The organism is Kitasatospora sp. NBC_01266, assembly GCF_036242395.1.
GTDB lineage: Bacteria > Actinomycetota > Actinomycetes > Streptomycetales > Streptomycetaceae > Kitasatospora.
This window is the reverse complement of sequence record NZ_CP108458.1, coordinates 695237-721228: the sequence shown is the minus strand read 5'-3', so window position 1 is coordinate 721228 and position 25992 is coordinate 695237. Positions and strand designations below refer to the sequence as shown.

General features: G+C 72.8%; 26 protein-coding genes. 13 read left to right on the top strand and 13 right to left on the bottom strand.

From position 1 onward, the window contains the following. The first annotated feature begins 4 nt into the window (after window positions 1–4). Window positions 5–739 (top strand): YoaK family protein, encoded by a 735-nt coding sequence (locus OG403_RS03280; RefSeq protein ID WP_329561251.1) that lies wholly within the window; start codon window positions 5–7, stop codon window positions 737–739. A 51-nt stretch (window positions 740–790) separates the two neighbouring features. On the opposite strand, the gene OG403_RS03275 is transcribed toward OG403_RS03280, so the two are convergent. From OG403_RS03275 to OG403_RS03265, 3 genes are all read right to left on the bottom strand, one after another. Further along, the gene (locus tag OG403_RS03275; RefSeq protein ID WP_329561249.1) at window positions 791–1639 is read right to left on the bottom strand and encodes an alpha/beta fold hydrolase; all 849 of its coding nucleotides are present in this window, start codon (window positions 1637–1639) and stop codon (window positions 791–793) included. 152 nt (window positions 1640–1791) lie between these two features. Then, window positions 1792–2214, bottom strand: a complete 423-nt coding sequence (locus OG403_RS03270) for an alpha/beta fold hydrolase (protein WP_442910856.1) — start codon at window positions 2212–2214, stop codon at window positions 1792–1794. A gap of 221 nt (window positions 2215–2435) precedes the next feature. Beyond that, window positions 2436–3143 carry an SDR family oxidoreductase gene (locus tag OG403_RS03265; RefSeq protein ID WP_329561248.1) on the bottom strand — a complete coding sequence of 236 codons (708 nt, stop codon included), beginning with the start codon at window positions 3141–3143 and terminating at the stop codon, window positions 2436–2438. Between the two features lie 271 nt (window positions 3144–3414). Here OG403_RS03265 and OG403_RS03260 point away from each other — a divergent pair, with 271 nt between their 5' ends. Then, entirely contained in the window at window positions 3415–4581 is a 1167-nt protein-coding gene (locus tag OG403_RS03260; RefSeq protein WP_329561247.1) for a copper resistance D family protein, read from the top strand. A gap of 20 nt (window positions 4582–4601) precedes the next feature. Here OG403_RS03260 and OG403_RS03255 read toward each other — a convergent pair whose 3' ends face one another. Beyond that, window positions 4602–4982: a YybH family protein gene (locus tag OG403_RS03255; RefSeq protein ID WP_329561246.1), complete on the bottom strand. Its 381-nt coding sequence runs from the start codon at window positions 4980–4982 to the stop codon at window positions 4602–4604. Between the two features lie 134 nt (window positions 4983–5116). On the opposite strand from OG403_RS03255, the gene OG403_RS03250 reads away from it, so the two are divergent. Next, complete coding sequence (locus OG403_RS03250; RefSeq protein WP_329561245.1) at window positions 5117–6046, top strand: AraC family transcriptional regulator; 930 nt, start codon at window positions 5117–5119, stop codon at window positions 6044–6046. Window positions 6047–6195: 149 nt separating this feature from the next. After that, complete coding sequence (locus tag OG403_RS03245; RefSeq protein ID WP_329561242.1) at window positions 6196–6975, top strand: aminoglycoside phosphotransferase family protein; 780 nt, start codon at window positions 6196–6198, stop codon at window positions 6973–6975. A gap of 63 nt (window positions 6976–7038) precedes the next feature. Here the strand turns inward: OG403_RS03245 and cutA are convergent, their stop codons facing one another. After that, window positions 7039–7359 carry a divalent-cation tolerance protein CutA gene (gene cutA, locus OG403_RS03240; RefSeq protein ID WP_329561240.1) on the bottom strand — a complete coding sequence of 107 codons (321 nt, stop codon included), beginning with the start codon at window positions 7357–7359 and terminating at the stop codon, window positions 7039–7041. 143 nt (window positions 7360–7502) lie between these two features. Then, window positions 7503–8012, bottom strand: a complete 510-nt coding sequence (locus OG403_RS03235; RefSeq protein ID WP_329561238.1) for a GNAT family N-acetyltransferase — start codon at window positions 8010–8012, stop codon at window positions 7503–7505. Between the two features lie 263 nt (window positions 8013–8275). Here OG403_RS03235 and OG403_RS03230 point away from each other — a divergent pair, with 263 nt between their 5' ends. Continuing rightward, the gene (locus OG403_RS03230; protein WP_329561236.1) at window positions 8276–8701 is read left to right on the top strand and encodes a VOC family protein; all 426 of its coding nucleotides are present in this window, start codon (window positions 8276–8278) and stop codon (window positions 8699–8701) included. A gap of 329 nt (window positions 8702–9030) precedes the next feature. Here the strand turns inward: OG403_RS03230 and OG403_RS03225 are convergent, their stop codons facing one another. The 3 genes from OG403_RS03225 to OG403_RS03215 form a co-directional block, all read right to left on the bottom strand. Next, window positions 9031–9225 carry an antitoxin gene (locus OG403_RS03225; protein WP_329561234.1) on the bottom strand — a complete coding sequence of 65 codons (195 nt, stop codon included), beginning with the start codon at window positions 9223–9225 and terminating at the stop codon, window positions 9031–9033. A gap of 118 nt (window positions 9226–9343) precedes the next feature. Continuing rightward, the gene (locus OG403_RS03220) at window positions 9344–10240 is read right to left on the bottom strand and encodes an SDR family oxidoreductase (RefSeq protein WP_329561233.1); all 897 of its coding nucleotides are present in this window, start codon (window positions 10238–10240) and stop codon (window positions 9344–9346) included. Window positions 10241–10341: 101 nt separating this feature from the next. Continuing rightward, window positions 10342–11877: an MFS transporter gene (locus OG403_RS03215; RefSeq protein ID WP_329561232.1), complete on the bottom strand. Its 1536-nt coding sequence runs from the start codon at window positions 11875–11877 to the stop codon at window positions 10342–10344. Window positions 11878–11951: 74 nt separating this feature from the next. Between OG403_RS03215 and OG403_RS03210 the strand changes: the two genes are divergently transcribed. Continuing rightward, complete coding sequence (locus OG403_RS03210; protein WP_329561231.1) at window positions 11952–12848, top strand: LysR family transcriptional regulator; 897 nt, start codon at window positions 11952–11954, stop codon at window positions 12846–12848. Between the two features lie 87 nt (window positions 12849–12935). On the opposite strand, the gene OG403_RS03205 is transcribed toward OG403_RS03210, so the two are convergent. Continuing rightward, window positions 12936–14474, bottom strand: coding sequence for an AMP-binding protein (locus OG403_RS03205; protein ID WP_329561230.1), 1539 nt, complete (start codon window positions 14472–14474; stop codon window positions 12936–12938). 508 nt (window positions 14475–14982) lie between these two features. Here OG403_RS03205 and OG403_RS03200 point away from each other — a divergent pair. Beyond that, on the top strand, window positions 14983–16614 hold the full coding sequence (locus tag OG403_RS03200; RefSeq protein ID WP_329561229.1) for a phosphodiester glycosidase family protein: 1632 nt from the start codon (window positions 14983–14985) through the stop codon (window positions 16612–16614). A gap of 63 nt (window positions 16615–16677) precedes the next feature. Here OG403_RS03200 and OG403_RS03195 read toward each other — a convergent pair whose 3' ends face one another. Next, complete coding sequence (locus tag OG403_RS03195) at window positions 16678–17175, bottom strand: MarR family winged helix-turn-helix transcriptional regulator (RefSeq protein ID WP_329561228.1); 498 nt, start codon at window positions 17173–17175, stop codon at window positions 16678–16680. 118 nt (window positions 17176–17293) lie between these two features. Between OG403_RS03195 and OG403_RS03190 the strand changes: the two genes are divergently transcribed. Continuing rightward, a complete protein-coding gene (locus OG403_RS03190; RefSeq protein ID WP_329561227.1) occupies window positions 17294–18211 on the top strand; it encodes an alpha/beta hydrolase in 918 nt (305 codons plus the stop codon). Next, a complete protein-coding gene (locus OG403_RS03185) occupies window positions 18201–19178 on the top strand; it encodes an SDR family NAD(P)-dependent oxidoreductase (protein WP_329561225.1) in 978 nt (325 codons plus the stop codon). Before OG403_RS03190 ends, OG403_RS03185 begins: the two co-directional genes overlap by 11 nt. Window positions 19179–19224: 46 nt before the next feature. Here the strand turns inward: OG403_RS03185 and OG403_RS03180 are convergent, their stop codons facing one another. Next, window positions 19225–20661 carry an FAD-dependent oxidoreductase gene (locus OG403_RS03180; RefSeq protein WP_329561224.1) on the bottom strand — a complete coding sequence of 479 codons (1437 nt, stop codon included), beginning with the start codon at window positions 20659–20661 and terminating at the stop codon, window positions 19225–19227. Between the two features lie 175 nt (window positions 20662–20836). Between OG403_RS03180 and OG403_RS03175 the strand changes: the two genes are divergently transcribed. Both OG403_RS03175 and OG403_RS03170 read left to right on the top strand, forming a co-directional pair. After that, window positions 20837–21034 carry a hypothetical protein gene (locus OG403_RS03175; protein WP_329561223.1) on the top strand — a complete coding sequence of 66 codons (198 nt, stop codon included), beginning with the start codon at window positions 20837–20839 and terminating at the stop codon, window positions 21032–21034. Beyond that, complete coding sequence (locus tag OG403_RS03170) at window positions 21007–21390, top strand: hypothetical protein (protein WP_329561221.1); 384 nt, start codon at window positions 21007–21009, stop codon at window positions 21388–21390. The genes OG403_RS03175 and OG403_RS03170 overlap by 28 nt, the downstream gene beginning before the upstream one ends. 119 nt (window positions 21391–21509) lie before the next feature. Here OG403_RS03170 and OG403_RS03165 read toward each other — a convergent pair whose 3' ends face one another. Next, on the bottom strand, window positions 21510–21662 hold the full coding sequence (locus OG403_RS03165) for a hypothetical protein (RefSeq protein WP_329561219.1): 153 nt from the start codon (window positions 21660–21662) through the stop codon (window positions 21510–21512). Between the two features lie 284 nt (window positions 21663–21946). Between OG403_RS03165 and OG403_RS03160 the strand changes: the two genes are divergently transcribed. Further along, window positions 21947–24184, top strand: coding sequence for an FUSC family protein (locus OG403_RS03160; protein ID WP_329561217.1), 2238 nt, complete (start codon window positions 21947–21949; stop codon window positions 24182–24184). Between the two features lie 209 nt (window positions 24185–24393). Beyond that, on the top strand, window positions 24394–25860 hold the full coding sequence (gene zwf / locus OG403_RS03155) for a glucose-6-phosphate dehydrogenase (protein WP_442910855.1): 1467 nt from the start codon (window positions 24394–24396) through the stop codon (window positions 25858–25860). Window positions 25861–25992: the final 132 nt, after the last annotated feature.

Below are 25992 nucleotides of genomic sequence, written 5' to 3'. Positions count from 1 at the left end.
TCCCGTGCCTGCCGTACTGCGCGAAGCGTGGACCACCGTGGTCCCGGACCTGACGGACCGGCACGGTCCGCTGCCACCGCTGATGATCGTCCTCACGGTGGTCACCGGTCTCATCGACGCGTTCAGCTACCTGACCCTCGGTCACGTCTTCGTCGCCAACATGACCGGCAACGTGGTCTTCTCCGGCTTCGCGATCGTCGGGGCCGCCGGCTTCTCGCTCGCCGCCTCGCTCGCCTCGCTCGCGGCCTTCGCGGCGGGCGCGCTGCTCGGCGGCCGCCTCGGCCGATCCGCCCGGCAGCACCGGGCCCGGGTCCTGCACCGGGCCCTGACCGTCGAGGCCGCCCTGGTGGCCGGCGCGTTCCTGGCCACCCAGGTGGTCGGCCACCCCTACGGAGGCCAGGGCCGCTACCCGCTGATCGCCCTGCTCGGGCTCGCCATGGGTGTGCAGAACGCGGCCGCCCGGGCGCTGGCGGTGCCGGACCTCACCACCACCGTGCTGACCCTGACCATCACCGGCATCGCCGCCGACAGCCGCCTGGCCGGCGGGCCGGACGCCCGCGCCGGCCGCCGGCTGCTCTCGGCCGCGGCGATGCTGGTCGGTGCCCTCGCCGGCGCCTGCGCCGTGCTGCACGGCCACCCGGCCCTGGTCCTGCTGCTGGCCGCCGCCCTGCTCGCGGCGGCGGGCCTCGCCGCTCTGCGGTTCACCGGCACCAGCGCGGCCTGGAGCGTCCCGATGTGAGTGGCCACCGTCCCGGCCTCGCGGGCCGGGGCGGTGGCCGCCGGGCGTCGGTCAGTCGGTGGACCGGCCCGCGAGGTGCGCCAGGAGCAGCGGGACGACGCGCTCGGCGTCGGCCTCGGGCAGCCAGTGGCCGGCCCCCTCCAGCGCCACGAACCGGTAGGGCGCCGAGACGTGCTGCGCCGTCAGCTCGGCGGCCTCCCGGCCGAGGGCGCGGTCCTCGGTGCCCCAGACGAAGAGGGTGGGCACGGTGATCTCGCCGGCCGGTATCAGCAGGTCCTCGCTGATCGCCCGGTACCAGTTGAGCCCGCCGGTCAGCACGCCGGGCTCGGACAGCCGGGCGACGTTGGACTCGATCAGGTGCTGGGGCAGCGCGCCTCGGTAGACCGCGCGGAGCCCGGCCGCGTCGTCGGCCAGCAGCCCCTGCTCGGCCACCTGGCCGGGCAGCCGGAAGTGCCGGATGTACTGGGAGCGCTCCTGCTGGTCGCCCTCCCCGTTCAGCGCGCTGTACAGGGCGCTGGGATGCGGCGTGGAGAGCACGCTGAGGGTCCGCAGCCGCTGCGGGTGGGTGGCGGCCAGCGCCCAGGCGACCAGGCCGCCCCAGTCGTGCGCGACCAGGTGGAAAGTCGGCGCGCCGAGCGCGTCGGCGAAGCCGAGCGCGTCCGCGACCAGTTCCTCGACCGCGTAGTCGGTCACCGCGTCGGGCCGTGCGGCGGGGGAGTAGCCGCGCTGGTCCACCGCGACGGCGCGGTAGCCGGCCTCGGCCAGCGCCTGCAGCTCGGCCGTCCAGCAGTCCGCGAACTCGGGGAACCCGTGCAGCAGGAGCACGAGTTCACCGCTGTCCGGCCCGGCGGTCAGCGCGTCGAAGGTGTACGGGCCGACGGTCAACTGAGTGGTGGTCACCGATATGGGCATGCGTCAACTCCGGTCAGGGAAGGTGCGTTGATCAAGCGGTGAGACGATGATCAGCTCATCATGATCGACCCTTCCCACGCCAGTTGCCCGGACTCTCGCGCTGTCCGGGGCGGACGGGCGAGCAGGGCGGGTGCAACTCCTCACCCCAGAAAGGCCGCGGTGGTCGCCACGAAGCGGTCGGCGTCGTCGACCCAGGGGTGGTGGCCCGCGGCCGGCTGCACCGCGAGGGTGGCGTCGGGGAAGAGCGCCGCGAACTCGGCCACCGACGGCGGCGGACTGTTCAGGTCGAACTCTCCGACCAGCAGCAGGACCGGCGCCCGGCAGGCGGCGAGCGCCGCCCGCGTGGTCCGCAGGGTGAAGGCGCCCTCGGCTCCGAACCGGGCGACGGCGGCCGGGTTGCCCGGTCGGCCGGCGGCGTGGTGCTGCTGCGCCGCGGCGTCCCACCGGCCGTAGGAGAAGGGCGCGATGGCCTCCCCGTCGCCGCCGGTGCCCGCGATGATCGCCTCACGCCGCAGAGCGTCGACGAGCTGCGGCAGCTGGTCGAAGAGGACCTGAGGCTGCATCAGGCGGAGCTGCCCGGCGGCTACCGGCGCGCGTACGACGAGACCAGCCGGGGGCTCGACGCTCCCGCGAAGCCGGCCGCCGCCACCGCGCCGGTGGTCGCCGCCGCCCCGGCTGCCCCGGCCGCCGTGCGCCGCGTGCTCGCCTGCCGGATCCAGCGCGACCGGCTCGCGGACGAGGCCTGAGCCTTCGGTCTCCTTGCTCCGAGCCCTTCGCCGACCCCTCACCAGGGGATCGGGCCGTCAGCGTCGAAGTAGCCTCCGGTCGGGCCGTCAGGGCCCAGCTGCGCCATCCGGACGATGATCTCGGCGCCCTGCTCGACGGTCTGGGTCCCCGTGCGTCCGTTGAGATCCGTCGCGGTGTAGCCGGGCTCCACCGCGTTGATCCGCATGCCCGGGAACGCCTTCGCGAACTGCACGGTGACCATGTTGACCGCCGCCTTCGACGCCGGATACGCCACGCCCGGGTAGGCGTACCTCGGGGTGCCCGGGGTGGTGACCTCGGTCAGCGAGGCCAGGCCGCTGCTCACGTTGACGATCACCGGCGCGGTGGACCGCAGCAGCAGCGGGAGGAACGCGTGGGTGACGCGCACCGTGCCGAAGACGTTCGTCTCGAACGTCGTCCGCATCAAGTCGGCGGTCACCTGCGCGGCGCCGATCACGGCGTTCTGGTCGCCCCGCTCCTCGATGCCGGCGTTGTTGACCAGGACGTCCAGCCCTCCGTCGGCCTCGACGGTTCGCACCGCGGCCGCCACCGAGGCGTCGTCGGTGACGTCGAGCCGGACCAGCCGCGCCCCCAGGTGCTCGGCGGCCCGGCGCCCGCGTCCGGCGTCCCGGCTGCCGAGGTAGACGGTGTGGCCCGCTGCGATGAGCCGGCGGGCGGTCTCGAAGCCCAGACCCTTGTTCGCGCCGGTGATCAGTGTCGTTGTCATGCCTCCACGATGCGGCGCAGTCGCGCGGTCAGCCAGGCGTCCGGTCTTCCTGGGACTGCCGGTACCAGGAAGATCCGAGCGGGGCGGTGCACAGCGGTGCCACGGCGACCACGGAGGTCGCACAGCCCGGCGAGAGCCTGGCCGGTGTCCCGTCATGCTCGTTGCCGCCGACGGAAGTTGACGGTTCACCAGGGCCGGCGCCGGTAACAAGTGGATGACCTTGGTCGAGGCCGTGGACAGACCTCCGGATACTTAGGTTAGCCTTACCTTCATGAGTTGCGTGCAGCTGGCCGCGGTTACGGCCTATACCACCCCTCCGCCCTGGCGGATTCTGACCAAGTCCGGCTATTTCGTCGGCCTGTGCGGCGCCATCGGCGCCACGGTCACCTATGCGGCAGTGGTCCGCCCGGTGCTGCGCGCGCCTACGAGCGAGCGCGGTGACGTCGCGGCCCTGCGGCGGCGGTCGGCGGCCTACCTGGCGTGGGCCGGGGTGGTGCTGCTGGTGGCCGGATACCTCGAACTCGCCGCCCGGGTGGCCGGCGCCCGCAGGCACCTGCCGTTCGGGCAGGCGCTCGCGCCGGGGCGGATCTGGGACTTCCTGCGCGCACCCGCGGCGCGGGGTGCCTGGGTGTCGCAGGGCACGGTCTACCTGGTCCAGAGCATCGTGCTGGTGCTGGCGTGTGCCGCGCTGGTCTCGCTGTTCGGCCCCGGCGCGCGCCGCCACCTGGACGCCCTCGCGCTGACCGCCCTGCCACTGTCGGTCGCGGTGACGCTGATCGCGGAGATACCGACCACCGTCCCCGCGGACCCGAGCCACGCGCTCGAGCTGGTCCTCGACCAGGTCCACATCGTCGGCGGCACGGTGTGGCTCGGGGGACTGGCCCTGCTGGCCGCCCTCGCGGCGGCCCGCCGCCACCTCGGCGGGAACGCCGGCCTGCTCTGGGCGGACATCTGGCGACGGTTCAGCTTCGTCGCGCTGGTCTGCGTCGGGGCGGTGCTGATCTCCGGCCTGTGGCTGGCCTGGAAGCACGTGGGCAGCATCGGGCAGCTGTGGACGACGACCTACGGGTTCCTCCTGCTCATCAAGATCACGATGGTGCTCGGCATGGTCGCGGCCGGCGGTGCCAACCAGTTCTGGCTGATGCCGCGCATCGCCCGGGCCCGCCAGGCCGACGCGACGGCCTCCCTGCTGCACCTGACGCTGCGACACTTCCCGAAGGTCGTCTGGGGCGAGGTCGCGCTCGGGGCCGGCGTCCTGGGCGTCGTCCCCTTCCTCAGCGGTTCCGCCCGCTCCCAGGCCGGCGGCCCGGCGCCCGTCGCGACCGGCAGCGTCTTCGCCGTCGGTGCGGCGCTCGCGCTGACTCTCGCCGCCTCGCTCTACGTCACGGCCAGGACCTCCGAGGCCCTTGCCCGGCGCCAGGTCCCGGCCACCTCCTGATCGGTGGGTGCGGCGCGGGCTCAGGCGGTGCCGAGCGGGTTGAGCAGGGTGAAGCGCCAGCCGCCGTCGGCGTCCCGGCGGGCGATGTTGGCGGTGGTGCCGGTCGGAGCGATCCGCTCGCCGTCGGGGCCGTCGATCTCCATGGTCCAGTCGGTGACCAGGAGGGCGGTCTCCGCGCCGACGAGCGTGTGCCGCGGGACGTTCGTCAGCCTGCCGTGCGCGGCGACGGTCCCGCTGATCTCCGCACGCAGCGCCTCGGTGCCGGCGAGGTGCTCGCCGGTCACCGTGCGCATGCCCGCGCCCGCGGCGAACAGGGCCAGCACACCGGCGATGTCGCCGGCGTTCAGGGCGTCCTGGAAGACGAGCGGCAGCTTCGCGGGGTCGGTGACGACAGGGAGCATGGTGAAGGTCCTTACCTCAAGAGGGGTGTGGTGACGGTCTGTCAGCGTGCTGCCCGGGTGGCGCCCGCCGTTCGGCCGTGACTCCACGATGCCCCCGCAGCCGCGCGCCGGACGAGGTAGGGTCGGGACTCGAGATGGTCGAAAATGGACAGCGCGATGTCATCGACATCGCCTACGACAATCCCGACCGGTTGCACACCGGCGTCGAAGTGCTGACCTTCGACGTGCTGAAGCGGCGTTTGAAGAGCTCAGTCGCCCGTCGGCCGAGCCGCCTCGACTTCCACCAGATCATGCTGGTGCGCGGCGGCGAGGGCACCGCGATGGTCGATTTCGTCACGTACCCGTGCGCCCGCGGCACGCTGCTGCACCTGCGGCCGGGGCAGGTGCAGCGGCTGCCCTCCGGCGCGAACGGCCGCCCCGCAGAGCTGGACGCCGTCCTGCTGCTGTTCACCGCCGACTTCCCGCCGCCGCTGCCCGCGACGCGCGAGGTGCTCGACGGATTCGGCCCGGTCGCCTGGCGGCTGCCACCCGAGCGGTTCGACGTCCTCGATCGCGCCGTGACGGAGCTGGCCGCGGAGTACGGGACGCTGCGGGGTGACCGGACGCCTGACCCACCAGCGCCCGCCGACACCGACGTCGACGTCGAGCTGACCGGAGCACTGCTGCGCCAACTCCTCGGTGCGCTGCTCATCCGCATGGCGCGCCTGCCGGACCCGGCCGGACTCCCCGGCCCCGCCGCGCCCGGTGTCGAGGTGTACCTCGCCTTCCGGCGCGAGCTGGAACACTCCTTCGCCACCACCCGCTCCGTGGCGGACTACGCCGCGCACCTCGGCTACTCCGCGCGAACCCTGACCCGCGCGTGCCTGACCGTCACCGGCCGCAGCGCCAAGCAACTCGCCGACGCCCGCGTCGCCTTGCAAGCGCAGCGGCTGCTCGCCCACACCGACCTGCCCGTGGTCGCGATCGGCCGCGCGCTCGGCTTCACCGAGGCCACCAACTTCGGCAAGTTCTTCGCCCGCGAGACCGGCCGCACTCCGGGCGACTTCCGCCGCGCTCAGCGGTGAGCGGGGCTAGGCCGGGTTGGCGTCGCGACAGACCAGCCCGGCCCGTGGAACGTTGATGGCGCCCACCGCGGGGGTCCACGGCGATCACTTCCCGACCGGCGCGCGGATATTCGGGACACCGACGTCGGTGGCAAGGCTACGCTGACCCCATGATCGAGGACGGCGCCACCGACCGGGGCAGCGTGACCACGGTGCGGCGGATCGGCGAGACGATCCGCCGACCGGTCGGCGAGTGGACGCCTGCGGTGCACGCCTTGTTGACCCACCTGGAAGCGGTGGGTTTCACTCGCGCTCCGCGAGTCGTCGGTACCGACGGCACCGATGAGGTGCTCTCGCTGCTGCACGGCGAACCCGCCTTCGCACCCTGGCCGTCGGCGCTGCGGTCGACCGCCGGAATCAGCGAACTGGGGCGCTGGCTACGGGACTACCACCAGGCTGTCCGGGACTTCCAGCCGCCCACCGGCGCGCGATGGCAGGGCCAGGAGGACGAGTGGAGGCCCGGCATGGTCATTCGGCACGGCGACCTCGGCCCGTGGAACTCGATCTGGCGCGGCGACCGGCTGGCCGGCTTCATCGACTGGGACTTCGCAGCGCCCGGCCATGCCCTCGACGATCTCGCGCAACTCGCCTGGTACGCCGTACCGCTGCGTCCCATCGAGCAGCAGCGACGCGCGTCGATCGCCGGTGCACGCACCCTGCGGAGCCGCCTCGAGGCCCTCTGCACCGCCTACGGGGCAGGCCCGGCAGCGGTTCTCGATGCGCTTGACTCCCTCCAGTCCCGCGAGGCCGACCGAATCGAGCGGCTCGGCCGACAGGGCCACGAGCCGTGGGCGATGTTTCTCGCCCGCGGTGATGCGGCCGAGATGCTGGCCGAGCGATCGTGGCTCCGATCGGAACGCACGGCTCTCCTCGGCGGTCCGGAGGGCTGAGCGCCGACGAAAGGGATCCTGATGCTGCATCGGAGGCCATGGGCCGCGATCGCTCAGTTGCGGTCAGACGCCGGTCTCCGCGGAGATCCACTGAAGGTACTCAGCGCTGCCGTGCGTGATGTCGGCAGCGATGATCTCCGGAGTGTCGTAGGTGTGAACCGACTTGATGATCTGCTCCAGCTCGGCGAAGCGATCGGTGGCCAGCTTGTAGAGCACGCGCCACTCCTCGTCAGCCTGGACGGAACCCTCCCACCAGTACACGGACTTGACCGGACCGTCGATCTGGGCGCAGGCCGCGACTCGTGCGGTCACGCCGGCGCGGGCGAGTTCTTCGGCGTGCGCCGCGCTGTCGGTGGTGGTCAGGACGGTGATGTAGCTCGCCATGGTTCTCCTCGGGTGACGTCCGCTTGAGAGAGTACCCAGAGGGCTGCGAGCAGCGGTCCGGCAGTAGTCCAACCCGCCGCCGAGGTCGGCCGACGTTGCCTGTGCCGCCGAGTCCTGCTCGGCGGCTTCCCGACTGTCGGTGTTCAGTCGTAGGCCTTCGAGGGGACGCCGAACGAGATCCAGACGTCAGGTGGCAGGTCGGGCCGACCGGGCACCGGCCTGCGTTCCTCGGCCCATGCGTCGCCGGCGATCGCCGTGGCGACGCGACGCCAGAAGTGAACTGCGGCCGCGTTCCCGTCCTGAAAGGCCACCTCCCACGGTCCCGGGTGCTTGGCCACGACCTCTTGAACGGCACGCAGTCCGATCCCCGCCCTCCGTGCTCCGCGCACCACGAAGAAGCTGTTCAGCACGCGCGTTGGGCCGGTCAAGCCACGGACGAAGGCGAGCCCGACGGGGTGCCGGCCGCTGGTCAGGAGGTACGGCGCCCAGTCGGTGTCAGTGAAGGCGGTTCGGAGCCGATCGCTACGGAAGGTTCCGTCCGGATTGGGCAGCAGATCACTGAACTCCGACATGTCGTGGCGGAACATCAGCCACAGCCGCTCCGCTACCGGGTGGTCGGCCATGTTCGCGAGGCGCACGGATACGTCTGGCATGAAACTCCTTCGCGGGGAGGGATCAACTGGTGGGCGCCGCAGGCCCGGGTCAGCGGTCAGAGGCAGGACCAGCGCCCGTATGAAGTGTGCGCATCTCCGCGCGAAAGTCGGCCCAGGGCATGAAAAAAGGCCTCCCCGGCGGCCGGTCCTGGGCCGGCACGAGCGGGCGACCGAGTGGCTGCGGGCCGAACCTGGTGCTCTGACCGGGATGGTTCACCGGGTTGGGGTGGTGCGTCTGGTCGGCTGACGGGCAGGATTGCCGGATGCCTCATCTCGGACTGGTGACCGTTGTCGTGCGTGACTACGACGAGGCCATCGCCTTCTACGTGGACGCCGTCGGCTTCGAGCTCCTGGAAGACACACATGTCGGCGATGGGAAGCGCTGGGTGGTCGTCGCCCCGCGAGGAGCTCGGGAAGCGGCTGTGCTCCTCGCCAGAGCCACGGTCTCCGAGCAGGAGGCCAGAGTCGGGGACCAGACCGGTGGCCGCGTCGGCTGGTTCTTGAACACCGATGCGTTCGACCGCGACTACGAGCGCATGCGGGCGGCCGGCGTCGCCTTCGAAGAGGCGCCCCGGCGTGAGCCCTATGGCACGGTCGCCGTCTTCCGAGACCTGTACGGAAACCGCTGGGACTTGATCCAACTGGACCGGACCGACACCCCCGGGGCGGCCGGCGGCGGGTCGTGCTGAAACGGAGCGGCCGGGTCGCTCAGGCCGCGAGGAGGGGGCGCCCGCCCCAACGCAGGGTCGGCCTGAACCAGCTGGGCGATGACCGGAACACGGTTGCCACCGGCCGAGGCCAGCAGCATCATCGCGCGCCGGATCGGATGTTTCCTCACATCCGACCGGCCCACAGCCCGTCAGCGCGAACCCCAACCCGGTGAACCATCCCGGTCAGAGCACTGGGGTCCCACCGGTCCCACGGCTTGGCGGGCTGCTGAAGGGGCGCGGTGGCCGGCCGGGGTGCGGCCGGACGTGTGCCGCGCCCCCTCGCGCATCCGGTGGTGCTGGCCGGTGCCTCAGGACTGCGGCGGGTGGTCCTGCGGGTTGTCGCTGCCCAGTTGCTCGTTGATCTTCTGCTGGGCCGTGTCGACCTGGCCCTGGTACTTGTTCCCGGTCTTGGCGTCGAACGCGTCGCCGGCCTTCTCGACGCCTCGCTGCGCCTGGTCCTCGTGGCCCTTGAGCAGGCCCTTGAGCTTGTCGAGCATCGTCATGACGGGGGCTCCTTTCGGATGCTGCTGCCTCCATGGTCCCCGAATCCGCCCGGGGTCTCATCTCCGGGCGGATCGGGCGGCGGAGGCCAGGTGCCGCGCCGCGCCGCGACGGGGCCGGTCAGCGGTAGTAGCAGCCGCTGTCGAGGTCCTCGAACAGGGTGGGGCCGCTCGGCGCCCAGTCGAGCAGCGCGCGGGTGGCGTCACTGGTGGCGGCCATGTCCGCTCCGCAGAACTTGCTCAGCCAGCCGAAGTGCTCGCCGGCCTGGTCGGCCGGGACGGAGACGACGGGCAGGCCCAGTCCGCGGCCGATGGCCTCGGCGAGGTCGCGGGTCGGGATCCCGGTCTCGGCGGTGGCGTGCAGGACGGTGCCGGCCGGGACCCGCTGGTCGAGGGCGAGGCGCACCAGGCGTCCGGCGTCGCCGCGGTGGACGGCCGCCCAGCGGGTGGTTCCGTCGCCGAGGTAGGCCGAGGCGCCCTTGGCGCGGGCCGTCGCCACCAGGGCGGCCACGAAGCCGTGGTCGCCCTCGCCGTGCACGGTGGGGGCGAAACGCGCGACGACCGTGTTGACACCCTGTGCCACGAGCTCGAGCGCGAGGTTCTCGCTGCCGCCGCGCAGGGAGTCGATGCCGTGGAACGGGGATCGGTCCTGCTCGGTGGCCAGCCGGCCGGGTGCCAGGAAGGCCAGGGCGGAGGCGAGCACGAACGGCCGGTGGGAGCCCGCGAGGGCGTCGCCGATGGCCTGCACGGCGCCCCGCTCGGCCCGGTTGCTCACGGCCGGGTTGGCGAAGTCGTGCTTGTTGGCCAGGTGGACCACCGCATCGGCGTCGGTGGCGCCCGCCCGGAGGCTGTCGAGATCGTCGAGGTCGCCGCGCCGGACCTGGGCGCCCTTGGCCTCGAGCAGGGCGGCGGAGGCGTCCGAGCGGGCGAGGCCGGTGACCTTGTGCCCGGCCTCGAGCAGTCGGTCGACGATGGCCGAGCCGATCCAGCCGGTCGCTCCGGTGACGAATACCTGCATGGTGATGTGTCCTCTGGGCAAGTCCGCGACTGACTGCCTGCCTGCCGCGGACGGTCGGGGCGGTGACCCGGATGGGCCACCGGTGGTCTCTGCGGGGGCGGTTACCGGCGACCTGCGCGGTCACCCGCGGTGATCTTTCGGGAGAGCAGTGACTGCAGCACCACGAACCCGCCGAGGACGAGCACGGACACGCCGATCACCCGCAGCCCGAGGTCCGTGCCCGAGACGAACGCCGTGACGACCTCGTGGGCGCGACCGGGGGTGGTGGTGGCGAGTGCCTGGGCCACGGTGTGCGGATCGTGGTCGGCCCGGATGTCCGGGGGCAGCGCGGCGGCGAACCGTGCGGTGAGCACCGTGCCGATGACGGCGACGCCGAGGGCGCTGCCGAACTCCCTGGTGGTGGACTGCAGTCCGGCTCCCACCCCGGCCTGGGCCGGCGGCAGTGAGCCCGCGATGGCGCCGGAGAGCGTGGGCAGCGCCAGCGTCACGCCGACTCCGGTCACCACGAGCCAGGCGGCGTAGTCGAGGTAGGGCGTCCGGATGCCGCTGGTGGAGAGTCCCAGCAGTCCGCAGCCGACGAACCCGAAGGCGAGCGCGAGGGTGGCATCGAGGCCGATGCGCTGGGACAGGCGGCCGACCCGCCGTGCGCCGAGGATGATCGGGACGGTCAGCGGGATGATCCCGAGCCCGGTCCGCAGCACGCTGAAGCCCTTGCCGTACTGCAGGAACGACGCGTTGACGTAGAACAGCGCGAACATGCCGAAGAAGACCGCTGTCATGCCGAGGCAGGCGCTGCGCAGGCCCGGCAGGCGGAACAGCCGGGGATCGAGCAGCGGGTGCTCGACCTTCAGCTCGACGAGCGTCCAGGTCGCGAACAGCACGGCGGAGCAGGCGAATCCGGCCACGACGACCGCGCTGCCCCAGCCCGCCTCCGGGCCCTGGACGATGCCCAGCAGCAGTGCGACCGAGGCGCCGACGAGCAGCACCGTGCCCAGCGGGTCGAGGCGGCGGTCGTGCCGCGGCGACACCGGCGCGACCCGTCCGGCCAGCGCGGCGAGCAGCAGTGCGACCGGGACGGCGGCGGCGAACAGCCAGCGCCATGATCCGCTCGACAGGACCGCCCCGCCGCCGACGTTGCCGACGACTCCGCCGATGCCCGTCATCGATGCCCAGGTCGCGATCGTCGCGCCCTTGCGTTCGGCGGGTACGGCGTGCAGCAGGACGGCCAGCGTGTTGGGCAGCACGGCCGCGGCGCCGACGCCCGTGATCGCCCGGCCGGCGAGCAGCAGGGCCAGGTCCGGAGCGGTCGCCGAGATCAGCGCGCCCACCGCGAACAGCAGCAGGCCGGCGAGCAGGACGCCCTTGCGGCCGAAGCGGTCGCCCGCGGCTCCGCCGGGGATCACCAGGCAGGCGAAGACGATCACATAGGTGTCGACGATCCAGATCAGGGCCGACGCGGACGGGTGCAGCGCGCTGGCGGCGAGCATCGGGACGGCGAGGTTGATCGCGGCGACCATGCCGACGACGAGCACGGTGCAGGCGCACATGACCGCCAGCAGGCTGCGTGGGGAGAACGGGCGGGACGGCCGCTCGCGCGGCGTCGAAGTGTGTTCGTGGAGCAGGACGTTGAGGGGCATGACCGCAACGCTAGGGAGATCCTGGTTCTCGTGCCACGCAACTTTTGCAAGAGTTCCTTGCGTACCATGCAAGTATGTCCGAGCAACTCGACCTGAACCTGCTGCGCGTGTTCGACGCGCTCCTCCAGGACGGCAGCGTCACGGCGGCGTCCGAGCGCCTGCACCTGTCCATTCCGGCGACCAGCCGGGCGTTGGGCCGGCTGCGGCGCGCGATGGGCGATCCGATCCTGGTGCGGGCCGGCCGGGGGATGGCTCCCACACCGTTCGCGCTCCGCACCGCGCCGCGGGTGCGGTCGCTGCTCGACGAGGCGTCGGCACTGATCAGTGCGGACCGCGAGGTCACGGCCGCCGAACTCAAGCGCACGTTCACGATCCGGATCAACGACGGCGTCGCCGCGACCCTGGCGACGGCGGCGGTCGAGGCCACGGCCGCCCTCGCCCCGGGTGTGACCCTGCGCTTCGTCGCGGAGGGCAGCGAGAGCATCGAGGCGCTGCGCGACGGCTCGATCGATCTGGACATCGGCGTCGGCGACGTGGCGGCTCCCGACATCCGGACGGCTGCGCTGTACCGCGAACGACTGGTCGGCATCGTCCGCGCGGACAGCCCGCTGGGCCGTCACCGCCGGCCGACCCTGGCCCAACTCTGCCAGCATCCGCACGTCTCGGCCTCGCGCCGCGGACGCCTGCGCGGACCGCTCGACGACGCGCTGGACGCCGCCGACCTCCAGCGCCATGTCGCCGCCGTGGTGCCCACGTTCGCCGTCGCCGTGCTGCTGGTCGCCGCCAGCCACTACGTCGGGCTGGTCCCGCAGCGCCTCGCCGAGCAGCACGGCCGGCGCCTCGGCATCCGCTGGTTCCCGATCCCCGCCGACCTGCCGGAACTCGAGGTGCGCCTGCTCTGGCATGCCCGGCTCGATGTCGACCCGGCGCAGCGCTGGCTGCGCGACACGATGCGTGGCGCGCTCTGCTGACTGATCGTCAGGTGACGATCGGTCAGCAGAGCGCTGAGAGGGCACCGCTGTGGGCGGTTACCCGATCGGTACCGCCGGTGGACGCGATCAGGCCTGCGCGGCCTCGGCGTTGCGGCGCAGCAGCTTCTTGTCCGGCTTGCCGACGTCGGTCAGCGGCAGCTCGCCGACGAAGGTGATCCGGGCCGGCTCGTACATCGCGCCCCGTTCGCCGCGCACCAGTTCGCGCAGCTGCTGCTCGTCGACGTGGCCGCCGGGCACCGGAACGACGACGGCGTGCACCTGCTCCATGCGGTCGGCGTCGGGCACCCCGAAGACGGCGCTCTGCTGGACCTGCGGGTGGGAGTTGAGCACGTCCTCCAGCTCGGTGGTGTAGACGTGGCCACCCACCACGATGATCATGTCCTTCAGCCGGTCGACGACCGTGAGGTAGCCGTCCTCGTCCAGCCGGCCGAGGTCACCGGTGCGCAGCCAGCCGTCCCGCAGCACCTCGGCGGTCAGCTCCGGCTGCTTCCAGTAGCCCAGCATGACGCTGCCGGACCGCACGCAGATCTCGCCGAGTTCGCCGACCGGCAGGTCGCGGCCCGACTCGTCACGGATCGCCAACTCGACGCCGGGCAGCACCTGTCCGGCGGAGCGCAGGCGGTCCGGACGGTCGGGGTCGTGGTCCTCGGCGGCCAGGGCGCTGATGCCGCCCGCCTCGTTCTGGCCGTAGAACTGGAACAGCACCGGGCCGAGCCGCCGGACCGCGTCGGCCAGCCGGGCCGGGGAGGCCTGGCAGCCGCCGTAGACCAGGTTCTGCAGGCTGGAGGTGTCGCGAGCGGCCAGGTCGGGGTGGTCCAGCAACTGGTAGAGCAGGGGCGGGAGCAGGAAGAGTCCGGTGATCCGCTCCCGCTCGATGGCGGCCAGCACCTCGCCGGGCTCGAAGTCGTCCAGCAGCACCACGGTGCCGCCCTGGGAGAGGGTGAAGTCGGCGAGGTGGCCGGCCGCGTGGGCGAGCGTGGTGCACACCAGTTGACGGTGCGTCTCCCGCTGGATCTCGGTGAGCTGGCGCCGGAAGCCGACCAACTGCTCGAAGGTGGCGCAGATCCCCTTGGGGTGTCCGGTGGTGCCGCCGGTGTGGCGGATCGAGCAGACGTCCTCGGGCCGAGCCGGACTCGGGAACGGTTGTGCGCTCTGCTGCGCGGCCAGGGCCAGCAGGTCCTCGCCCTCGGCGGTGGGCCCGAGCACCAGGACGTGCTCCACCTTGGCCTGGGCGGTCAGTTCGGCGGCCCGCTCGGCGTACCGGGGGTCGACGATCAGCGCGTGGGTCTCGACGTCCAGCACGATCGCGGCCTGCGCGTCCGCCGAGAGCTTGTTGTACAGGTGGTTGACCTGGCAGCCGAGCAGATTGGCCGCATAGCGTGCGGCGATCACCTCCGGCACGTTCCCGCTCAGCAGGGTGACGGTCCGGCCGCGGCCGATTCCCCGTGCTTGCAGGGCGCGGGCCATCCGGTAGACGAGGTCGCGGAGTTCTCCCGCGGTCAAGCGCCGCTCCCCGTGGACGAGGGCCTCCTGCTCGGGCCGCTCCGCCAGCGCGTCGAGGTTCCGCTCGACGTAGTTCTGGAATTCCTGCGTGGTGGTGGTCATGTCATTCCCCTCCTGAGCGCCGACGCACGCCCATGCGCCGACGGCTCGTAGGTCGGTGGTGGGCCGGACCTGACAGGCCGTCATGACGGCTGGGCATCTCCTTGATCCTGACCCGTCAACGTGGTTGCCCGAAGCAACCATACGTATGGTAATCACTCCCTCACGCAAGATCAAGACGCCTGGTGATGGGATGGTTGCTCAGTGTAGCCATGTGTCGGGGAATGGTGACTCATCGTGCAGAAATGCGGACGGAGGGCCGCGAATGATGCCGACGTCACACGTGCGTGGGCGGGAGGCACCAGTGGTGGACGCGCACGGGACGCCGCGGCCTGACCCGACCTCAGCCGATCACATCCTCGACAAGTTGCCAACGCCCAAGGGACAGCGGGTGTTCGCCGTACTGGACGACACTCGGGACCGTCACCACGCCGGACCCGGTGGGTCCACCGCGCAGGCGGATCCACCTCGGGCCGGTCCGACCGCTCGGAGCGGGCAACAGAGGAGAACGATGTCCAGAGGTATGTCGCGGCGCCAGGGCGCACTCGTCGGGCTGCTGGCGGTGCTCGCCCCCTTCGGTCTCGGTGCGGCACCGTACGGCGCCACCGGCCACCTGGGGCTGCCGCTGGGCTCCGGCGGCCTGCCGGAGACCCGCACCGTGCAGCAGATCGCCCCGGGGGTGAGCCTCACCACGATCGTGCGGGGCAAGGTCTCCCCGGCCGACCACTGGACCGTGGACGTGGCGGTTCCCACCGGCGTGGTGCCGCCCACCCTGGACCCCGACACCCCCGCATCGGTGCTGGGCAGCCGGGCCAACGCCGACGCGATCGCCGCGAAGCTGACCGCCGCCGGTTACGCCCCGACGGTCAGTGAGCAGGACAGCCCGGCCTTCCAGGGCTTCGCCGGCGGCCCCCAGGGCTACGTGGTGCGCGTCGGCGCTTTCGCTGACCAGCCCTCGGCCACCGCGCTGGCGGGCGCCCTGGCGACGCTCGGCTACGCCACCTCCACGGTCTACACCGGCATGGACAACACCCAGACCGAGGGTCCCTGGGTGCTGCACGAGCTGGTGATCGACCCGCACACGTTCAAGGGCTCCGTCGAGGAGTCCCACGGCGGCACCATGACCGGTCGCCGCACCACCACCCAACTGGCCACCGCGGCGGGCGCGCTGGCGGCCGTCAACGGCGGCTTCTTCGTGATCAGCCCGGCCGACGGTACGCCCGGCGAGTCGGCGGGCATGGTGGTGGAGAACGGCAAGGTGCTGCGCGAGGGCACCGACGGCCGGGTCGCGGCGATCCTGCGCGACGGCGGCAGGAACGTGCAGTTCGCCGAGTTGACCACGCACCTGACGGTCTCGGTCGGCGGCACCCAGCACGCCATCCAGGGCCTGAACCGCCCCGCCGGACTGATCCGGGACTGCGGCCACCCGGGGGACCAGCCCACCAGCCTCCCGCTGATGGACGTCACCTGCACCAATCCGAACGAGTCCGTCATGCTCACCCCGGAGTTCGGCGCCGCCCCGCCGGCCGGGCCGGGCGAGCAGGCGGTCATCGGCGCGAACGGCCGGGTGGTCTCGATCGGCGCCCGCGACGGCGCCGCGGTGCCGGCCGGCGATTCGGTGCTGCAGGCCATCGGCACCCAGGCGAGCTGGCTCACCGGCGCCCTGAAGGTCGGTCAGCAGGTCACCCTGCACACCCGGGTGACCGACGAGCACGACCGCCCGGTCACCTTCGGCCCGCACGACTCGGTGGTCAACGGCGGCCCGCAGCTGCTGGACAGCGGCCGTGAGTCCATCAATCCGGTGGCCGACGGCGTGGCGCACCCGGGCGACCCGTCCTACTTCTACGGCTGGGGCATCCGCCGCAACCCGCGCACCGTGATCGGCAGGGACCGGCAGGGCCGCGTCGTGCTGCTGGAGGCCGACGGCCGCGAGCCCGGCTACAGCCAGGGCCTGACCCTGGACGAGGAGGCCAAGGCCCTCAAGTCGCTCGGTGTGGTCGCGGCCATGAACCTCGACGGCGGCGGCTCCTCGGCCATGTACGTCGCGGGCGGCCTGGTCAGCAAGCCCTCCGACGCCACGGGTGAGCGCCCGGTGGGCGACGCCGTCGTGGTCGTCCCCGCCGCCCCGGCCGGGCGCGGCTGACGCGTCGCGGACCCGGCCCAGGGGCGGCGGCCGTGGACCAACCGGTCCACGGCCGCCGCCCGTTCACTTCTCGGGTCGCGGTGCGGCCGGGAAGCGCCTGCGGATGACGTGATCGCCGTGGGTGCCGTCGAGCAGGGCGTGCAGCAGGCCGATCAGCCGGTCGACGTCCTCGGCGGGCAGCCTGCCGGCGATGTCGTCGGTGAGCCGGTCGGTCGCCTCGTCGAGCCGGGTGGCCAGGCTGCCGCCCGAGCGGGTGAGTTCGATCAGCACGGCGCGCTTGTCCTGGTGGTGCGGGGTGCGGCTGACCAGGTCCCGCTGGACCAGCGAGTCGACCAGTCGGCTCGGGCTGCCCTGCTCGCAGACCAGCATCCGGCCGAGCGCGGCCAGCGTGATCGGCCCGTGGGCGGCCAGCACGTCGAGGACTTCGGCCTGCGCGGGGGTCAGCCCCAGATGGCGCAGGGCCTCGCCGAGCCGGCGGCTGCCTTCCCGCTGGGCCGCGAGGATCAGGTACCGCAGTTCGTGCTGGGCGACCCGGTCGGGTCGGGTGTCGCGGGACGTCACGGACGGTCCTTCGGTTCGTTGACGCGTGGCTGACTCCAGGATATCAATGACACATCATCAATGACACGACATCGATGTTGTGACATCAATGTCATATCGTCAGCTTTCAGGGAGCGCCGTGCGCACTGAAGTGGAGTTCCGCAGTGGCGGACACGTCCTGCGTGGCTGGCTCGAACAGCCCGCCGACCGCACCGGTCCGGTGCCTGTCGTGGTGATGACCCACGGCTTCGGCGGCGTCAAGGAGTGGCTCGCCGAGGCGTCCGCGCGGATGGCCGCCGCGGGGTTCGCCGTCCTCGCCTACGACCACCCGCACTTCGGCACCAGCGACGGTCTGCCCCGCCAGCACATCGACCCGACCGCGCAGGTGCACGGGTACCGCGACGCCATCTCCTACGTGCAGAGCCGCCCCGACCTCGACGCCTCCCGGGTCGCCGTGTGGGGCACCAGCCTGGCCGGGGCCGTCGTCCTGGTCGTGGGCGCGGTCGACCCGCGGGTGCGCGCGGTCATCGCCCAGATCCCGATGCTCCAACCGTGGACGACGCTGCGGCGGATGATCCCGCAGGCCGAGCTGGACTCCCTGCTGGCCGCGCTGTCCGCCGACCGGAGCGGGCGCTGCGCCGGACGGCCCGCCGCGGTGATCCCGATCGCCGGCGACGGGCCGGGGGCGGCGCTGCCCGACCAGGGCGTCCGCGACCACCTCGTCGAGCGTGCGGCCGACTCCGCGACGTTTCGCAACGAGGTCACCCTGGCCGGCATCGACGCGCTGCTGGAGTTCGCCCCGGAGGCGTTCGTCGAACGGATCGGCCCGCGCCCGCTGTTGATGACCGTGGCCGACGCCGACACCCTGTGCCCCACGGATCTCGCGCTCGCCGCGTTCGCCGCCGCCCGGGAACCCAAGAGCCTGCAGCTGATTCCCGGCGGCCACCACAGCGTCTACCGGGACCAGTTCGAACCCGCCATCAACGGCCAGATCGAGTTCCTGCGGACCCACCTGGCCACGCCACCTCGGCAGAAGGATTGTGATCATGTCCAGTGACTTCGTTGTGTTCGGCGCGACCGGCAGCACCGGCGGCCTGGTCGCCGACCGGCTCATCCGGCGCGGGGCGAGCGTGGTGCTCGCCGGCCGGGATCCGGGACGGCTGGCCGAGGCCGCCGAACGGCTCGCCCCCGGCAACCCGTCGGTGACCACCATGACGGTCGACCTCGACGATCACGCCGCCGTGTCCGCCATGGCCCGCGCGGCCCGGGTCCTGGTCAATGCCGTCGGCCCGTTCGCCCGGCTGGCACCCGCGGTGGTGACCGCCTGCCTCGCCGCCGGAACCGCCTACGTCGACATCGCCAACGAACGGGCCGCGGTGCGCGCCCTGCTCGACCTCGACGGCGAGGCCCGGGAGCGGGGCGTGTGCCTGGTCACCGGTGCCGGCTTCGGGCTGGCCGCCACCGAGGCGCTGGTGCTGACCCTGCTCGCCCAGGGTGTTCGCCCCTCCCGGGTGGTGGTCGCCGCCGCGTCCGGGAGCCTGCGCGAGAGCGAGGGCGTGCGGAACACGGTGGCCGAAGCCGTCGCGGACGGCGCCACCACGTACCGGGGTGGTGAGCTCGTCCGCGCTCCGTTCGGCTCGGGTGCCACCGACCTGTCCTTCGGCGGGGCCGCGCGCCAGGTGGTACCGGCGCCGGTGGGCGACCTGGAGGCAGCGCGACGGATCAGCGGGGCGGCCGACGTGACGGCCTACCTCGCGATGGGTGGCGGCGGCTCACCGGAGCAGCGCTCCCACAGCTACGCCGAGTTCGTCGACGAGGCGGGGCGCGCCCACACCGCCGAGCTGAGCACGGTGCAGGGGTTCGTGTTCAGCGCGTCGATCGCGACCGAGACGGCCCTGCGGCTGCTCGCCGGCGAGCGGCCGGGCGCGTGGACGCCGTGCGAGCTGCTCGGCGTCGACCTCGTCACGGCGGTGGCCGGCACGACCATCGAGGTCTCCGCTCCCGCGCTGCTGCCGGGACGGTGAGCTCGACGGGCGGCTGCGTGCGTCTGCCCAGAGGTGCGGGGGAGCGTCACCCACCGGAACCTCCTGGCTGCTGGAGCACCTCCGGCACGGAGCCGCCCGGGTCGGCCGTCGGCGAGGCGGCGCGGCGCCGGAACAGCGCCGCGCCGATGACCTTCACCAGTACCGAGGGGTGGAAGAGCACGCCGGGCGGGGCCACCATGTTGGCGACCCTGGCGAAGCGGGACCAGACCTCCGGGTCGTGCACGGAGACCGCGAACACCTGCTGGTTGTACCAGTGGGCGACCCGGGCCGAGAGCGGCCGGCCCTGCGGGCTCCACATGAGGTCGGAGTTGCTCGACAGGGTCCACGGGACCAGCAGGAGGCGTGCGAGGCGACGCTGGAACGTGCGGCTCAGCCCGTCGAGTTCCGTCCCGTCCGAGCGGGCCGCGGTCAGCATGCCGCGCAGGAGATCGGCTTCCAGCGCCGCCACGGTCAGCCCCTGCCCGTACACCGGGTTGAACACGCAGACCGAGTCGCCGACCGCGAGCAGGCGCTCCGGCCAGGCTTTGGCCTTGTGGTACTCGCTCCACCGGTTGTTGACGTTGACGTACTGGCGGGTGGGTTCCGGGTTGCTGCGCCGCTCGATCAGCTCGGCCAGCCGAGGGTTCGTCAGGCTCCGGGCGAAGTCCAGATAGCCCTGGTCGTCGGTCGGCGGCGCCTGGTCCTCGAAGCCGAACAGCGAGCACGTCCAGCGGTCGTGCTCGACGGCCAGGATGACGCCGCCCCGGGCGATGCCGGGCGCGAACGTCATCTGGTAGGCGACGTCGAAGTCCGTACGGTCCTGCTCGGGCCGGGCGAAGTTCATCGAGGTGTACGTGATCTTCGTCTTCACGACGCGCTTGCCTGGTACGGGCAGACCCAGGTCGCCGAGCCAGCGGTCCAGGCCGCCGGCCCGCCCCGAGGCGTCCACCACCAGGTCCGCCGCCAGCCGGGTGGGCTCCGCGGAACCGTCCACGCGGTACACCACCCCGCTGACCGCCCCGGGTTGCTCCATCAGCAGCCCCTCGCACCGCGCCGAGGCCAGCAGCGTCACGCCGGACAGCGCCAACACCCGCTGCCGCAGCCGGCGTTCCAGCTCGTGCCGGGTGAACGTCTGGACCAGCACTCCGGTCCGGCACCGCGGGGCGAAGCCGGCGGGCTGGAGGAAGCTGATGCGCTCCCCGTAGTCGAAGACCGGCGCACCGAGGTCGCGCAACTCGGCGCGCAGCCCGGGGAAGAGCGTCTCCAGGATCTCCGCGCCCTTGGCCAGCATGGCGTGCGCGTGGTGGGCCTGCGGCGTGTGCGGGTGGACGCCGGTCTCGTCGTCCACCGGATCCCGCTCCAGGATGACGACTTCGCCGAAGTAGTCGCTCAGCACCCGGGCCGTCACCAGACCGGCGTACCCGCCGCCGATGACCACGGCCTTCCCCCAGCGGTCGCCTGTCATCGGCGTTCGCTTCCCCACGGGTCCTCCTCTGTCGGTTGGTTGACCACCGCACCAGTGTCCACTGCTGGGCCGCCGCGGTCGACGCGCGGCCCCCGGAGTGCGGGCCGCCTGCCCCAGGAGGCAGCTCCGGTGGGGGAGATGGATCGTCCGCTTGGCTGACGTGCCGTCATGGCGGTTGAACGACAGTGGAGTCATGCCGATCAAGCTTTCCGTGGGCGACTCCGAACGCCCGGTGCCGCGTTGGGTACTGCGGCTCGCGAGGGCGCTGCCCGTCGTGGTCCTGCCGCACTGCCTGTGGCGGCTGCCGTTCGCCTTCGACTTCACGATGGGAACGGTCGATCCGTCGGCGCCGGCGTTCCCGTGGTGGGGCAGTACTACGTCTTCGGGCTGAGCCTGCTCACCGAGGCGCTGGCCCTGCTCTGCGCCGGCCTGGTCAGCGGGTGGGGCGAGGTCGCCCCGGCCTGGCCGCCGCTGATCGGGGGCAGGCGCGTCGCGCCGGCCGCCGCGATCGTGCCGGCCACCCTGGGCGGCCTGGGCCTGGTCGCGCTCTGGGACCCCATGCCGCTCGCCTGGTTCGGCGTGCTGGGCTTCCACGAGGTGGGCTACCGCAACGACTGGTGGCGGGCGCTGGCGTATGTGTGCACCGGCCCGGTGATGCTCTGGGGCCCGATCGTGCTGGCCCTGGCGTATGCCTACAGCCGGCGCCGCCGGGTCGTCCGATCCGACGTCGCCCGGCTCCTGACGTGACGTCAGATGCTCGGCACCGCGCGCCGGGTGGTCGCCACCGGTGCGCGGGGGGCTTCAGTGCGGGAAACGGGACGGGCCGTCACCGGTGCTTCGGTGACGGCCCGTTGTGATCGGGGTGCTCACGCGGTCAGGCTGGTCAGGGCCTGACGGGCGCGCCGGGTGGTGCGCTCGGCGCGGTTCCGGAGCCGGGCGGCGCGGACGATGCGGTGCTCCGCGGCCTCCCGCAGGCGCTCGTCGATCGTCGCCCGCGCTGCTTCGAGGTGGTAGGTCATGGTGTTTCCCCCTGCTGGTGGGCGATCCGTCGGCATCCCCGTGATGCCGGCTCCGGAGGCCGCCCTCATGCTTCAGATTCTACACCAGATTGAGCCTGTGGCCTTTCAATTTCCCTTCTGTTCAGGAAGTTGCCTGCTGATCGAAGGCTCGAGGCCAGTTGTGCCGGAGATCCGGGCGTCCCGGCGTCCCGGCGGACCCCGCGCGGACTGCGGCCGGGGGCGACCGGTGCCATCCTGGTCCCCGGGAGGAGTCCGGGTCCGATCGCACGGACGGGTGCCAGGCCATGAACACCGACTCCGGTCGCAGCGGATTCCGCGGGGCGCTGACGCGGGTCAGGGCCGGCCTGCGCGACGATCCGGGGCCCGCGGCGACCGCGCTGCGCCGGTCCGTACGGGTGACGCTGGCCGCCGCCCTCGCCTTCTACCTCTGCCTGTACGGGCTGCACCAGCCGGTGACCGCGACCTACGCGCTGTTCGGGGCGGTGTCGATGGCGGGGCTCTCCCGCATCCCCGGGACGGGGCGGCAGCGGGCCGCCGTCCTGCTGAGGGTCCTGCCGGTGGGCTGGGTCCTGCTGACCGTCGGAACCCTGCTGGCGGTGCGGACCTGGGCCGCGGTGGCGGGCATGCTCGTCATCGGGTTCGCGCTGGCCTTCGGCGCGGTGGCGGGCCCGCGGATCGCCGGTGCCACCCCGGGCCTGCAACTGCTCTACATCCTGCCCTGCTTTCCCCCCTACGCCCCCGGCACCCTCGGCGAACGACTCGGCGGCATGACCTTCGGCATCGCCCTGCTCATCGCCGCCGAAGCCGCCCTGCTGCCGGACCCGCCCACCCGCAGCTACCGCGAGCTGACCGCCGAGGCGGCCCGGACGGCCGCGCGCTGCGCTCGGCAACTGACCGGCCCGCCCTGGGACCTGACCGGCGAATCCCGGCAGCAGACCCACGTCGCGAGCCAGGCGCTGCGCCTGTCCCAGGTCCCCGAGGCGGACCGGCCCGGGGGAGCGGGACGGCGGGCGCGGGCGCTGGCCCAGGCCGGCGCGACGGCCCGCGTCCTGCTGGCCCGCCTGCGCGACCTCGCACCGGCGGCCGACCGCGACCGGGAATCCGGGCCCGGCCAGGCCGTGCTCGACCTGCTGCGGGAGATCACCCGAGCCGCCGAGCAGGCGGCGGCCACCCTGGGCGGCGCGCCGCCGGCCGATCCGCGCCCCCTGCGGCAGGTCCTGACGGCCTTCCACGACGGACGCGCCACCGCGATCGCCCGCGGCCACGTCACGGGCGCGACCATGCGCTGCCAGGCGGCACTCGTCGAAACGGGCGAGGCGGCACTGACCCTGCTGGTGACGGCCGACCTGGCCGCCGGCGCGCGGCAGCCGGTGCCGCCGTCGCTGCGCAGCGCCCTCTGGTACGCCGAGCTGAGCGGCGTCCAGCTGTGGCGGCACCGGCTCACCGGCCACCTGAGCATCCGCTCGGTCTACTTCCAGAACGCCATCCGCCTGAGCCTGGGCCTGGCCGCGGCCCGCGCGGTGGCGGGCGTGCTCTCGCTGCCCCACGGCTTCTGGGCCATGCTGGCCGCCCTGACCCTGACCCGCACCACCACCGGACAGACCGGCACCACGATCCGTCAGGCGCTCACCGGCACCATGCTGGGCGCCCTGGCCGCTGCCGGCCTGCTCGTCGCGGCCGGACACCACACCAACGTCTACGCCGTCGCGCTGCCCGTGGTCATGTTCGCCACCTTCCGCTTCGGCCCGGTGCGGGGCGTCGGCTGGGCCCAGGGCCTGTTCACCCTCACGGTCGCCACCGTCTTCGCCCAACTCGCCCCGGCCGGCTGGCACCTGGCCGAAGCCCGCCTGCTGGACGTGGTCACCGGCAGCCTGATCGGCCTGGTCATCGGCCTGCTGGCCTGGCCCAAGGGCGCCCACGACGAGCTGCGCAGGGACATCGCCGACCTGCTGCGCGCCATCGCCACCACGGTCACCGCCACCGTCCGCCAGCTGGCCGGCGGCACCGGGCCGGCCCCCGCCCGCTCGACGATCCCGCACGCCCTGAGCCTGGCGGAGTCCTCCTACGCCCAGTTCCAGTGCGAACCGCGGGGCCCCGCCAGGGACGCACCGGACTGGCAGGCCGCGCTGATCGCCGGCCACCACGCGCTGCGCGGCTCCCGCCGCCTGTTCGACGAGCGGCCGAGCCCCGCGCCGCAGGCCCCGCAGTCGCCGCAGTCGCCGCAGGACCGGCAGGCGGGGCCGGCCGCCGGGATCAACGGCTACGCCGACGTCCTCGCCGGACAGTACCGTCTGCTGGCCGAACAACTCGACGCCGGCACTGCGCCTCGCGCCCCCCTGGGAGCCCCGACGTGGACGCCTCCCGCGCCCGAAGGGCAGGACGCCACCGCGGCGTCGGCGATGCTGCTGCTCTTCGACGCGGGTGCGTGGCTGCAGGGCCTGAGCGCCGACCTGGCCCGCATCACGGCACGGCACCCCGGGCAGCCGGACGGTGACGGCCGGTTCGGTCCAGCTGCCCGATAGCCCGTCCGGTGGAAGAACGCCGCCGCGCCGTGTCCCGCCCATCGGGGGGTCGTACGCCGACCGCACGATGTGCGGTGGACGGAGCGCCGGCACCTGCCCGGTCCGCCACTCGGACGCACCGAAGGACGAGGACTGACCGCCATGGCATCTGACGCATCTGACAGGCCCGTGCGGCCCGGCATGGCCGGCCCCGCAGTGCGGCGGCACCCGTGAACGCCGCGACGGCGGCAGCCGCCCCCATGCCGGCCACCCGCCCCGAGAACCACGTCATCGTGCTGTTCGGGGCGACCGGCGACCTCGCCCGCCGCAAGCTGCTCCCGGGCCTCTTCCACCTCGCCAACGCCGGGCTGCTCCCGGCGGCCTACCGGATCATCGGGTCCGCGCCGGCCGACGGCGCGCCGAGTGACCAGGAGTTCCGTCGCCACGCGAAGGAAGCGGTACGGCAGTTCGGCCTCACCGAGCCGACCGGCGCGAGCTGGCAGGCCTTCGAGGAGGCGCTGAGCTTCGGAGCCGCCGATCCGCAGGACCCGCAGCCGCTGCTCGACGCGGTCCGGGACGCCGAGCAGGCCATCGGCGGAAAACCGCGCCGGCTCTGCCACCTGGCCGTCCCGCCGGGCGCCTTCACGTCCGTGATCGGCATGCTCGGCGCCACCGGCCTCGCGCGCGACACCCGGGTGATCATCGAGAAGCCGTTCGGCACCGACCTCGCCTCGGCCCGCGCGCTCAACGAGACCGTCCACGCGGTCTTCGACGAGGCGCAGGTGTTCCGGATCGACCACTTCCTGGGCAAGGAGTCCGTCGACAACATCCTGGCCCTGCGCTTCGCCAACGGACTCTTCGAACCCGTCTGGAACCGCGATCACATCAGCCATGTCGAGATCGACGTGCCCGAGACCATCGGGATCGAGGGCCGCGCCGACTTCTTCGAGAAGACCGGCACCTACCGGGACATGATCGTCACCCATCTGTTCCAGGTGCTCGGCATCGTGGCCATGGAACCGCCGACCTCGCTGAGCGCGCAGGCACTGCGCGACGAGAAGGCCAAGGTCTTCAACTCGCTTGAGTCGCTGGACCCCGCGGCCGTCGTGCGCGGGCAGTACGACGGCTACCTGGCCGAGCCCGGCGTGGACCCGCACTCGCAGACCGAGACGTTCGTCGCGCTGCGCGCCGAGGTGGACAACTGGCGCTGGGCCGGCGTTCCGTTCTACCTGCGCTCCGGCAAGTCGATGGCGAAGCGCCGTCAGACCGTCACCCTGCACTTCAAGAAGCCCCCGCTGCGGATGTTCCCCGACGACGCGCAGGACGACCCCGCCTCGGAGCGCGGCAACGCGCTGGTGGTCGACTTCGACGACCCCGGCTGGATCAGCGCCCGCTTCCTCGCCAAGGAGCCCGGCCCCGCGATGCGGCTCGGCACGGCGGAGATGACCTTCCGCTACGCGGACTCCTTCCGCCGCCGGCACGGACTGGAGGGCTACGAGCGGCTGCTCCTGGACGCCATGCTCGGCGACCAGTCGCTCTTCACCCGCTCGGACTCCATCGAGCGACTGTGGGAGGTCTCCGCCGAACTCCTCGCGCACCCGCGCCCGGTGCAGCCCTACGCCCCCGGCTCCTGGGGGCCGGCGGCGATCGACACGCTGATCGCGCCCCATCACTGGTACCTGCCCGACGGCAACTAGCCAGCTGGAGCGCGGACATCGCGCGACGCCAAGCCGTTTCACCCAGGACGGGCCGGAGTTGGCCCGTCCTGGGTGAACTTCCTTTCAGGGCCTGCCCGGCAACGGTCGGGGTTCAGCCCCTTCGGTGCGAGG

Bases quoted from the DNA above. Each gene is read 5' to 3' on its own strand.
- OG403_RS03250 (WP_329561245.1), top strand. From the start codon at position 5,117: ATGGTCGAAAATGGACAGCGCGATGTCATCGACATCGCCTACGACAAT.
- OG403_RS03185 (WP_329561225.1), top strand. From the start codon at position 18,201: ATGTCCAGTGACTTCGTTGTGTTCGGCGCGACCGGCAGCACCGGCGGC.
- OG403_RS03200 (WP_329561229.1), top strand. From the start codon at position 14,983: ATGTCCAGAGGTATGTCGCGGCGCCAGGGCGCACTCGTCGGGCTGCTG.
- OG403_RS03165 (WP_329561219.1), bottom strand. From the start codon at position 21,662: ATGACCTACCACCTCGAAGCAGCGCGGGCGACGATCGACGAGCGCCTG.
- OG403_RS03235 (WP_329561238.1), bottom strand. From the start codon at position 8,012: ATGCCAGACGTATCCGTGCGCCTCGCGAACATGGCCGACCACCCGGTA.
- OG403_RS03205 (WP_329561230.1), bottom strand. From the start codon at position 14,474: ATGACCACCACCACGCAGGAATTCCAGAACTACGTCGAGCGGAACCTC.
- OG403_RS03270 (WP_442910856.1), bottom strand. From the start codon at position 2,214: ATGCAGCCTCAGGTCCTCTTCGACCAGCTGCCGCAGCTCGTCGACGCT.
- OG403_RS03225 (WP_329561234.1), bottom strand. From the start codon at position 9,225: ATGACGATGCTCGACAAGCTCAAGGGCCTGCTCAAGGGCCACGAGGAC.
- OG403_RS03255 (WP_329561246.1), bottom strand. From the start codon at position 4,982: ATGCTCCCTGTCGTCACCGACCCCGCGAAGCTGCCGCTCGTCTTCCAG.
- OG403_RS03220 (WP_329561233.1), bottom strand. From the start codon at position 10,240: ATGCAGGTATTCGTCACCGGAGCGACCGGCTGGATCGGCTCGGCCATC.
- OG403_RS03265 (WP_329561248.1), bottom strand. From the start codon at position 3,143: ATGACAACGACACTGATCACCGGCGCGAACAAGGGTCTGGGCTTCGAG.
- OG403_RS03175 (WP_329561223.1), top strand. From the start codon at position 20,837: ATGCCGATCAAGCTTTCCGTGGGCGACTCCGAACGCCCGGTGCCGCGT.
- OG403_RS03230 (WP_329561236.1), top strand. From the start codon at position 8,276: ATGCCTCATCTCGGACTGGTGACCGTTGTCGTGCGTGACTACGACGAG.
- OG403_RS03210 (WP_329561231.1), top strand. From the start codon at position 11,952: ATGTCCGAGCAACTCGACCTGAACCTGCTGCGCGTGTTCGACGCGCTC.
- OG403_RS03215 (WP_329561232.1), bottom strand. From the start codon at position 11,877: ATGCCCCTCAACGTCCTGCTCCACGAACACACTTCGACGCCGCGCGAG.
- OG403_RS03245 (WP_329561242.1), top strand. From the start codon at position 6,196: ATGATCGAGGACGGCGCCACCGACCGGGGCAGCGTGACCACGGTGCGG.
- OG403_RS03260 (WP_329561247.1), top strand. From the start codon at position 3,415: ATGAGTTGCGTGCAGCTGGCCGCGGTTACGGCCTATACCACCCCTCCG.
- OG403_RS03160 (WP_329561217.1), top strand. From the start codon at position 21,947: ATGAACACCGACTCCGGTCGCAGCGGATTCCGCGGGGCGCTGACGCGG.
- cutA (WP_329561240.1), bottom strand. From the start codon at position 7,359: ATGGCGAGCTACATCACCGTCCTGACCACCACCGACAGCGCGGCGCAC.